This window comes from Micromonospora endophytica (assembly GCF_003236305.1).
GTDB classification, from domain to species: domain Bacteria; phylum Actinomycetota; class Actinomycetes; order Mycobacteriales; family Micromonosporaceae; genus Micromonospora; species Micromonospora endophytica.
The window spans coordinates 1-9615 of record NZ_POTX01000225.1; the positions used below are offsets into that span (position 1 = coordinate 1).

Here is a 9615-nt window from a genome sequence, read left to right on the forward strand (position 1 = left end):
GTCGTGCAGGTGGCTGCGCTGGACGGCGCGGCTGATGTCGCTGGGGGAGATGATGCCGACCAGGCGGCCCTCGGTCACCACCAGGGCGCGGCCGTCGGCGCAGTCGTTGAGGCGGGGGAGCAGGGCGGTGAGCTGCTCGTCGGGGAAGGTGAGCACCAGGTCGTCGGCGCGGCAGGCCACCGCCTCCAGGGTGGTGCTGGCCCGCTGGTCGCTGGGGACGCCGCGTACCCGGTCGAGGGTGACCAGGCCGACCGGCCGCCCATCCTCGGTCAGTGGCAGCGCGGTGTGCCGGTACGCGAAAAGGTAGTTGTCCACGAAATCGGCCACCGTCAGCTCGCCCGATGCGGTCTGCGGCTGCGGGGTCATCACGTCGGCGACCCGCAGCCCGCGCAGCGCGCTGCCCACCCGGGCCTGCCGCTCCTCAAGGGTGGCGGCGCCGATCAGGAACCAGCCGATAAGCGCCAGCCAGAGTCCACCGACGCCGGCGCCGGTGAGGAACCGCCACAACCCGAACCCGATCAGCGCCACGCCGAACACCCAGCCGGCCCGGGCCGCCACCACCGTGGCCCGGGTCCGGTCCCCGGTCGCCTTCCACACCGCCGCACGGAGCAGCCGGCCACCGTCAAGCGGTGCCGCCGGCAGAATGTTGAAGACCGCCAGCAGCAGGTTGATGCCGGCGAGCCAGGCCATCGCGCCCAGCCACAAGCCCTGCACCCCGGCGAAGCTGAGCAGCATCGCGAGCGCCCCGAAGAAGGCACCGATGATCAGGCTGACCAGCGGGCCGACCCCCGCGATCCGCAGCTCCGCCCCTGGCGTCCGGGCCTCGCCGCGCAGCTGGGCCACCCCGCCGAAGAGCCACAGCGTGATCCCCTCGACCCCCAGCCCGTTGCGCTTCGCCACCACCGCGTGGGACACCTCGTGGGCGAGCAGCCCCAGGAAGAAGACCACCGCCGCGGCCAGCCCGGCGAAGAGGTACGCCACCCCGGACCGTCCCGGATACGACTGTGGAAACAGATTGGCCGACAGCCCCCACCAGATCAGCCCGAAAATGACCAGGACGCTCCAGTTGACCCCGACCGGTACGCCCGCGACCCGGCCGAGCCGGAAACTCGCCCTCATGCCTCGGTGATACCCCGCGAACGTGCTCCCATGCCAGCGGCAGTAATCACCTGCATGCCGTGTCACGCGGCCTGTCCTGGCGACGATCCAGGACAGGCCGCGTGGGTAATCGGCCGGTCAGCTGCCGGTGCCACCCCGTCCGCCGCCCGGACCGAAACCACCCGCCGGTGCGGTGCCGGCGGTGACCGTCGCGATCACCGCCGCCGATCCGAGGCTGCCCGACTCGGCGAGACCGCCGGTGCTCGCCCCGCTGGCGGTGCCCCCGGCGAAGATCCGGTACTCGGCTCCGCTGCTGATCGTGCTGGCCGAGTAGACCAGGTTCTGCAGCGTCTTCTGCGCGACGAAGGTGACCAGCACGGTGCCGTCGGAGTCCACCACCTGCACCGTGGTGCCTGCCTCGATCGACTCGTCGAACGTCGCGGAGAGCCAACCCTGGGCCGACTCCGTGTCGGGTGCGACGGCCATCCCCGCGCTGCCGGCGGCGATCAGCACGCCACCGCTGACCTGGAAGCTGCCATTGACGTCCAGCGCGCCGTTCATGTTCTGGGTGGGGCCGTTCACCACCACGGTGCCGCCGCTGATGGTGGCGGTGCCGTTGGAGTCGAAGCCATCGCCGTCCGCGTTGATGATCAGGGTGCCGCCGGTGATGGTCAGTGAGTAGTCACCAGCCGCCTCACCACCGCCGCCCGGTCCGCCCATTCCACCGGGGCCACCGCCGCCCGGTCCGCCCATCGCGCCGGCCTCGCCGTTCGGCTCCATCGCGTCGGGGCCGCCCCCGTCGCCGGGCTCGCCCGTCGGGCGAGTGCCGCCTTGCGCAGCAGCCTCGCCGGTCCCAGCAGGGGCGTCCGCACCAGCGCCGGCGGCTTCCTGACCGGTGCTGGTGTCGGTCGTGCCGCCGGTCGCGTTGACGCCGTCGTCGCTGGCGACGATGGTGATCTGGCCACCGTTGATCGTGATGTGTGCGGCTTCGAGCCCCTCGTACGACGCGGTGACCGCCACTGTGCCGTCGTCGATCAGCAGGGCCGAGTCAGCGTGCACCGCGTCGTCGCTGCTGGCCAGGGTCAACGTCGCGCCGCCGAGCCGGATCGCGCCGTTGCTGTGCACCGCGTCGTCGGCGGCGTCGATCTGGATGTCGCCGCCCTCCAGCACAGTCAGCACTGCCGACTTGAGTCCCTTGGTCGACGTGTCGTCGGTCGGGTCGCCCGTGGTGCCGCCGCCCGTGGTGACCGCCAGCGAGCCGCCGCTGACCAGCAGGTCGGTGGCGACGTCGACGCCGTCGCCACCCGCGGTGACGGTGCTGGTGCCCGCCGTGACCAGCAGGTAGCCGGCGTCGGTGTCCGTGTCGTTGTCGGCCTTCAACCCGTCACCGCCGGAGGTGACGGTGATTGTCCCGCCATTCACCACCAGGTAGTCCTTGCCCCGGATCCCGTCGTCGACCGCCTGCACCGTGATCGTGCCGGACTCGATCACCAGGCCGTCCTTGCTGGTGATGCCGTCGTTGCCGTTGCCCTGCACGGTCAACGCGCCGCCGCCGGTGAGGGTCAGGTCCGCGGAGCTGAACAGCGCGGCGTTGACCTCCGCGTCGTCGGCGTACGAGTTGGTGTCGCTGAGCGTGTTCGTGCTGCCGTCGGCGAGGATGACGGTCAGGGTGTCCGCCTCGGTGGCGGCGATCGCGGCCCCCGAGGAACTGGAGATCTCGACCCCGTCGAGGACGAGCTTGACGTTGCCGTCCGGCGCGTTCACCAGGACCTGCCCATCGGTGAGCTCACCACTGAGGCGGTAGGTGCCGGCGGCGGTGATGGTGACCGTCGACCCGGCGACTGTCACCCCGTCGCCGCTGGCGCTGGCCGAGGAGCCGCTCAGCGTGATCGCGACCGCCGATGCCTCGTCCCAACTGGCGGCGTCGTCCTTGGCGTGGTCGGCCTTGTTCGCCGCCATCGCCTCGGCGACGGTGACGGAAGCGTCAGCGGCGGCGACCACTCCCACAGCCATGGTTCCGGTGCTGCTCTCGTCTCTGGTGCAGCCGGTGAGCATCGCCGCGGCGAGCACCGCGGCGGTGGCGGCAGCGGTCAGCGTCTTTCGGATTCTCATTTCAACTCCCGTGGATCGGGGTGGTCGGGAACAGGCGACGTAGCGCGGGCTGCCAGCGGTTGGCAGGTAGCTCGGGCCGCAGCACGGCGAGCCCTGTCGCGTACTTGGAAATCACGCAGGGACGATGGCCGGCCGACCAGAGCAGTCGATCCACGGCGGAGGTGCCGCCGGGCGACTTGGTCTCCACGACGGCCCGGTGCGGCACGCGCAGCCCGGTACCGTCCGGCAGCGTCCAGCCGAGGTCGACATCGATCGTCACCCGGCTGCCGGCCGCCGGCAGGAACAGGGTCGTACGGCGGTAGGTGGTGCTCAGCACCGGGCGGAGCGGTAGGCCGGTGGTGCGGAAGCCGGCGTCGGCGAGTACCGCGTCGACATGCGTACGGATCTCGCCGGCCAGGCCCGCGCGGGAGCCCGCAGCCCACTGGGCGGTGTCCGCGCACGGCAGTTGGTGCTTGATGGTGATGCCCCGCCGCCCCCGGGTCTTGACCTCGACGACGTGCCGGTCGGAGTCCAGGTAGCTGCGCAACCGCACCTTGTAGCGGTGTCGGCGACGCCGGGCTGCGGCGTGGAAGCTACCCAGGTCCGGAGTGTCGAAGTAGACCGACTGGTAGCTGAACTGGCGCTGCCCGTCGATCTGGAGCACCTCGGCCCGGCCCGTCAGCGGGCCCAGCAGGGTCGGCAGGTCGGCCACGGGTGGCAGGTACTTGCGATCTACCCGGGTGAGCAGCGCGGCCTGCCCGATGAGACGGTCCAGTCCGATCGGCGGCAGCCGGTCGACAAACGTGTTGGCGCAGGTCGGCATGCCGGCGACGGGCCGGGTGTCCAGGAGGTTCATCCCGCCACCCGGTCCAACTGCTGTCCGGCTCGGGGCATCACGTACCGGACGTCCACCAGCGTCGTGTCGTTGACCAGATCGACCCGTTTGACGGTCAACTGGGCGACCCGAGCGCCGAGCAACTCTGTCAGCCGGGACCGCAGGGCCTGCTCGTCGGTGTGTGCCGAGTCCAACTGGATGGTCTGCTGCCGGTAGCGGTGGAACAACCGGGGATGGTCACCGACCACGAGCGCACCGATGATCAACACCATCAGGCCGCCGGTGAGCAGACTCGGCCCGGAACTCAGCCCGCCCAGCAGCCCGAGGGCGAGAGCGGCGAAGTAGTACGCCACCTCGTGCTGGGCTATCTCGTCCGACCGCAGCCGGATGATCGACAGTACGCCGAACAGCCCCAGCCCGAGCCCCACGCCCACCGTCGAGGTGCCGAGCACCATGGCGACCGCCAGCACCCCGACGTTCACCCCCAGGAAGGCGACGACCAGGTCGCGCCGATGATGTCGAGGAAAGTACAGGGCAAAGGTGAGTACACCGATGGCGACGAGGTCGATCAGGACGACGAGTAGCTGCTCCACGGGACATCCTTCAGCCGGAGTTCTTGTCCCGTTCATTGAGTCGCACACCACTATGCGGCTCCGTTGATCGACCTGTGCGCCCGATGTGAATCTCCCTGGCGCCCTGGCCGAGCGGGGGTGTTGTCGCACCATCCGGTGCCGGAGACTGTGCACTGTGCAGTGTCGCGACGGTGACCGGCGGCAGCGCGTGAAGGAGTCGGTGAAGGGGTGAGGACGCGCCGCACGGGGACCCGGACCACTGGCTTGAGGATCTGGACGGCGTTCAGGCCGCCGGCTGGGTAGCGGAACGCAACGCGGAAACCGTCGCCGCGTTGACCTGCGGCCCGACGTTCGCCGCGCGGCAGGCCGAGATCCGGCAGATCCTTGACGCCGACGACCGCATCCCCTATCCGGGCTGGCGCGGGGACCACTTCTACTACAACTTCTGGCAGGACGCGGCGCATCCGCGCGGGCTCTGGCGGCGAACGACGCTCGACAAGTACCGCCGGGCCGCGCCGGAGTGGGACATCCTGCTCGACGTCGACGCGCTGGCCGAGCAGGAGGGCGAGAACTGGGTCTGGGGCGGTGAGACGACGCTGCCGCCGGAGCACCGCCGCTGCCTGGTCAGCCTCTCCCGGGGCGGCGCGGACGCGGTGGTGGTGCGCGAGTACGACCTGGGCGACCGGGCCTTCGTGGCGGACGGATTCACCGTCACCGAGGCCAAGACCGATGTCGGCTGGATCGACGCGGACCACATCTACGTCGGCACCGAACTCGGGCCGGGGTCGTTGACCGACTCCGGCTATCCCCGGCAGGTGCGGCGGTGGCGACGGGGTACGCCACTGGCCGAGGCCGAGGTCGTCTACGCGGCGTCCCACCAGGATGTCGGCGCGGACGGCTGGCACGACCCGACGCCCGGCTTCGCACGTGACTTCGTCGGTCGCAGCCTGGACTTCTACCGCTCGGAGCACTTCCTGCTGACCGCAGCGGGCGAACAGGTGCGGATCCCGGTGCCCGAGGACGCCGGATGGGACGTACACCGGGAGTGGCTGGTGGTCCGGCCGCGTAGCCCGTGGACGGTGGGGAAGTCGACCTACCCGGCCGGCACGCTTCGCGGCGGTGGCGACCGACCTGGTGACCCGGGGCATCACCACGCCGGGGCAGTTGGGCATCGAGGGCGGCAGCAACGGCGGCCTGCTGATGGGGGTGATGCTGACCCGCTACCCGTCGCTGGTCGGCGCCGTCGTCGCGCGCGTCCCACTGCTGGACATGCGGCGCTACCACCGGCTGCTGGCCGGCGCCTCCTGGATGGCCGAGTACGGCGACCCGGACGTGCCCGAGGACTGGGCTTATCTGCGGAACTACTCGCCCTACCACAACGTCCGCGAAGATGTCCGCTACCCGCCGGTCCTGTTCGTCACCTCCACCCGCGACGACCGGGTGCACCCCGGCCACGCCCGCAAGATGACCGCCCTGCTTCGCGAACACGGCCACGATGTCACCTACTACGAGAACGTCGAGGGCGGGCACGGCGCGGCAGCCAACAACGAGCAGTTGGCATTCATCGGGGCGCTGGCGCTGGAGTTCCTCTGGCAGAGGCTGGCACCCACCCCGGATGCGCCGCCCGCCCACCGCACTCCCCACGATCGTTGACGTCGGAGCGACTCGACACGCCGAGAAAAAGGCAGCCAGAACGTCAACGATCACCACTCGCCATGCCCGAGGGGCCGGCCACCTGCTCGGCCGCGAGCGTTCCTCCCGCGCGATCGTCGTCAGTGTGTTGGCCTGACCACCATGAAGTCATAGTTGTCACGGCCGACCTTCCGGTCGAGGGTACGCATGACACGGTCGGGGTTGTCGTGCGGACCTTCGAAGCCGAGGTCGCGTGCGTAGTCCACCGCTCCGAAGACCAAGTGCCGGGCGAGGTCGACGGGTGCCTGCAGGGGGGACTGTCGTAGGCGGAGAAAAACTCCGCCACGGTGCCGTTCAGGTTCGTACGATATCGACCCCACGCACCAGCGGGGTGACCACCGCACGCGTCACGCCCAACTCCCGGGCGATCTGCTTCGGCGTCTTCCCGGCGGCTCGCAGCGCCTGCGCCCGCTCCTTCAACTCCTTCGATTCCACCGAGCCATCTTCGTGCCGGTGCACTGAGCGTCAAGATCATCCGACACGCGGCAGGCGGCATGTCCAACCCGGAGGGAGCCGTCATCGATCAGGAATCGCCGACAACCATCGGCCTCGACGTAGATCACCCCGGTGGGCACGTGTAGCACGGCGAAGCGCCGGGCTGGCGTCCGGCAGTCGTAGGGCCGCCACCAGCGCGGTCACCTCGTCGGCCCGTTGTGGTTCGACCGGCCGGTCAGGTCGCGGTGTGTCGGTGGGGACCGAAACCGCCGATCAGGTACGCCCGGCCGGGGCCGTCCCGGTGCAGCCGGCCACCAAGAGCACAAGGCCGAAAAGTACCGCTGCTGCCCGTCCGCCCATCGCAACGCCAGGCATCTGGAAGAGCTGCTCCGCGTAGGTCTTTGTCTGCAGCAGCCCGGGGTGGTACTGCCGGATGCTGGCAGCTGCCTCTTCGAGTCCGATGTAGAGCTGGGTCCAGCGGGGTAGGCCGGAGTCGATGTAGTCGTGCCACCAGTTCTTGTTCTCGCGGGTGGCGGCGGTCATCGCCAGCAGCAGATCGGTGTCTTCAGCGGACGCGCCGTAGCGGTTGAGCATCTCCTTGACACCGCGTCGACCCGGTGCGCCAGCACGTCGAGCAACTCGCTGCCGGGCTGCCCGGGGCACGGCTGTTCGTGCTGGCCGCCGCGCCGGACGTGCCGCTGCTGACCGACCTGCTGCGGCTGGCGCACGCCCTCGACCTGGCCGCCGTGCTGACCTACTGCGACCACCGGCTCGACGCGGGCGACCCGTTGAAGATCCAGGGGGAGCAGTGGGATGTCCGGGTGCTCGCCCGGGACGCGCAGGTCGGGGCGGTTCCGCCGGGTTACGGCAGCGTCGAGGCGGCCGTCGGGCGCTGCGTCGAGCACCTCGACAGTCACCTGCTCGCCGCCGTGCCCCGGGAACCGGACCAGCCGGTGGTGACGGCGTTCGACCGTACGGGGTGCCGGCTCTGGCTGACCGACGACGGCCTCCAGCCACTCGCCCAGGCCGCCACGCTCGACGCCGCCGTTTCGGCCCTGCGGCTGTGATTCGATCGCCGGGCACCCGCCGAGCTGGGCGGGCGGCTCCACTCCGGCGGATCGTCCAGGTCCTGGCTAGATGGCGACGGTGAGGGCGTGGAGGAGCCGCCAGAGCAGCACGCCTGCCGCAGCGGCCAGGATGGACGTGGTGACGAACAGGGGCCAGGACTTCGGGGCTCGGCGGAGGGCGAGCAGAAGGGGCAGGCCGGCGGTGGACAGGAGCACGCCCGTCGCGGCGGAGAGGATCTGGCCCAGGAAGAAGGCGTCGAGCGCGCCCCAGACCCGGACACCCAGCAGGAACTCCAGCCCCTGTCCGGCGAAGAGGCCGAGCGCGACCCCGGCCGCGATGGAGGCGGGGACGCGGCTGCCACGGCGTACGACCGCGCCCAGATGGCCCAGGACGATGCCGGCGGCTACCGACGCGGCCAGCCAGAACGCGGCGGCCCGGCCGACCGAGGCCAGGCCGACCAGCGCGGAGGAGCTGCCGTCTTCGAGTTCGCCGAGCCGCCAGCGCCGGCCGTGGGCGACGATCAGGCCGTAGTAGACGGTGGTCGCGACGAGCAGGAGCACGGTGGCGCTGACCGGGGCCGCCGCGTGCCGGCGGGCGCGCCCGACTGTGGCGCGGTCGGTTACGGCGCGCCCGACTGTGGCGCGGTCGGTTACGGCGCGCCCGACCGCGGCGCGGTCGGAGGTGGCGCGGCTGGCGGTGTGGTAGCCCGCCAGCAGGGCTGCTCCGCCCCAGGCGAAGCCGGTGCTGGTCAGGGTCAGGATGATCGTGCCCGCGACGCCCGGCAACTCGTCACCGACGAAGGCGAACAGGCCGAGCAGTCCGCCGGCCACGAGCACCGGCGTCCATGCCACCTCGCGGAGAACGATGCCCGTTCCACCTTGCGGCACCGTAGCCGAGGTGGTCATGGTGCCCTCCCTGCCCGCGCGTTCAGCGCTCAGCATGCCACTGTGGATCGCGGCGTGGGTCAGGCGGTCGGAGGCGGGGTGGGCAGCTCGTCGACGACCACCACCGGGGTGCCCGGGGGGACCTCCGCCAGCAGAAGCCGCTGGCCGCTGCTGGTCAGTCGGATGCAACCGTTGGTGGTGGACTGACCCAGCTCACCGTCGTGATACCAGGTGTGGATGCCGATGTGCGCGCCACGCAGGCTGGCGGGCACGGCCTCGGGGTCGTCGGGCACCGCGCCGAGGGCGTAGATGTCCACGCCGCCGTAGACCGGCTCAGGGGGCGGGGTGCGGCCCAGGATGAAGGTCCGGCCGAGCGGGGTCTCCTGACCGGGCTGGCCCAGGCTCAGCCGCCAGCTGCGTTTCGCCTCGCCGTCGTGGTACCAGGTGAGCCGGTACGGCACCCGCTCCACCACGATCTGGTCGCGTAGCGCGACGGTACGGAAACCGCCGGGCGGCAGCCAGGCCAGTCTGCGGTTGGCCGAGGGCAGCAGCACCGCCGTCCAGCCGCGCTCACGGCGGGCGATGGGCACGGTCAGCTCGACGCCACGGATGGTCGGCATCAGGAAGGCCAGCGGCCGTCCGCCGGGGGCGTCGTAGGCGGCGAGCCGGCGGGCGGGGCGTACTCCTTCGGTCAGCGGAGTGGTGTCCAGGGTGTCCGGGTCGGCGGGGAAGCCGGCGGGCGCCGGGTCGTAGTCGATCTCCGGCAGCCAGTCCGGCGCGGGCGCCGCAGCCGGCCCGTCGCCGGCTTCCGGACTGTGGGACGCCGGCATCTCACTGATGGGCCGCGACACCCCGTCGTCCGGCCGCACCGTCGGCGTTGTCTCAGGTGCCAGAGTCAACGCCCACCCGCCGTACGCCGCACCCCCCACCAGAACAGCCA

At 71.2% G+C, this 9615-nt stretch carries 8 protein-coding genes and 3 pseudogenes; 3 read left to right on the plus strand and 8 right to left on the minus strand.

The features are described from left to right. From C1I93_RS24490 to C1I93_RS24505, 4 genes are all read right to left on the minus strand, one after another. The coding region (locus C1I93_RS24490) for a site-2 protease family protein (RefSeq protein ID WP_111245643.1) at positions 1-1119 on the minus strand (1119 nt) is incomplete at its 3' end. A gap of 117 nt (positions 1120-1236) precedes the next feature. Further along, positions 1237-3210, minus strand: a complete 1974-nt coding sequence (locus C1I93_RS24495; RefSeq protein ID WP_111245644.1) for a carbohydrate-binding domain-containing protein — start codon at positions 3208-3210, stop codon at positions 1237-1239. 1 nt (position 3211) lies between these two features. Continuing rightward, entirely contained in the window at positions 3212-4045 is an 834-nt protein-coding gene (locus C1I93_RS24500) for a polyphosphate polymerase domain-containing protein (protein WP_223256716.1), read from the minus strand. Beyond that, positions 4042-4617 (minus strand): DUF4956 domain-containing protein, encoded by a 576-nt coding sequence (locus C1I93_RS24505; RefSeq protein ID WP_111245645.1) that lies wholly within the window; start codon positions 4615-4617, stop codon positions 4042-4044. The genes C1I93_RS24500 and C1I93_RS24505 overlap by 4 nt, the downstream gene beginning before the upstream one ends. Positions 4618-4868: 251 nt before the next feature. On the opposite strand from C1I93_RS24505, the pseudogene C1I93_RS32700 reads away from it, so the two are divergent. Together C1I93_RS32700 and C1I93_RS32705 are read left to right on the plus strand one after the other, a co-directional pair. After that, a pseudogene (locus tag C1I93_RS32700) lies at positions 4869-5420 on the plus strand (prolyl oligopeptidase family serine peptidase); the annotation flags it as partial. 295 nt (positions 5421-5715) lie between these two features. After that, on the plus strand, positions 5716-6249 hold the full coding sequence (locus C1I93_RS32705; protein WP_223256715.1) for a prolyl oligopeptidase family serine peptidase: 534 nt from the start codon (positions 5716-5718) through the stop codon (positions 6247-6249). A gap of 333 nt (positions 6250-6582) precedes the next feature. Here the strand turns inward: C1I93_RS32705 and C1I93_RS32710 are convergent, their stop codons facing one another. Beyond that, the gene (locus C1I93_RS32710; RefSeq protein ID WP_223256714.1) at positions 6583-6723 is read right to left on the minus strand and encodes a hypothetical protein; all 141 of its coding nucleotides are present in this window, start codon (positions 6721-6723) and stop codon (positions 6583-6585) included. A 366-nt stretch (positions 6724-7089) separates the two neighbouring features. Continuing rightward, positions 7090-7326: pseudogene (locus tag C1I93_RS24520) on the minus strand (transcriptional regulator); the annotation flags it as partial. Positions 7327-7331: 5 nt separating this feature from the next. On the opposite strand from C1I93_RS24520, the pseudogene C1I93_RS24525 reads away from it, so the two are divergent. Beyond that, positions 7332-7790: pseudogene (locus C1I93_RS24525) on the plus strand (hypothetical protein); the annotation flags it as partial. Between the two features lie 66 nt (positions 7791-7856). Here C1I93_RS24525 and C1I93_RS24530 read toward each other — a convergent pair. After that, positions 7857-8696, minus strand: coding sequence for a hypothetical protein (locus C1I93_RS24530; RefSeq protein WP_146603571.1), 840 nt, complete (start codon positions 8694-8696; stop codon positions 7857-7859). Between the two features lie 59 nt (positions 8697-8755). Then, positions 8756-9607, minus strand: coding sequence for a L,D-transpeptidase (locus tag C1I93_RS24535; RefSeq protein WP_111245647.1), 852 nt, complete (start codon positions 9605-9607; stop codon positions 8756-8758). Positions 9608-9615: the final 8 nt, after the last annotated feature.

Excerpts from the sequence above, each read along its gene's own strand:
- C1I93_RS24495 (WP_111245644.1), bottom strand. The coding sequence starts at position 3,210 with ATGAGAATCCGAAAGACGCTGACCGCTGCCGCCACCGCCGCGGTGCTC.
- C1I93_RS24500 (WP_223256716.1), bottom strand. The coding sequence starts at position 4,045 with ATGAACCTCCTGGACACCCGGCCCGTCGCCGGCATGCCGACCTGCGCC.
- C1I93_RS24530 (WP_146603571.1), bottom strand. The coding sequence starts at position 8,696 with ATGACCACCTCGGCTACGGTGCCGCAAGGTGGAACGGGCATCGTTCTC.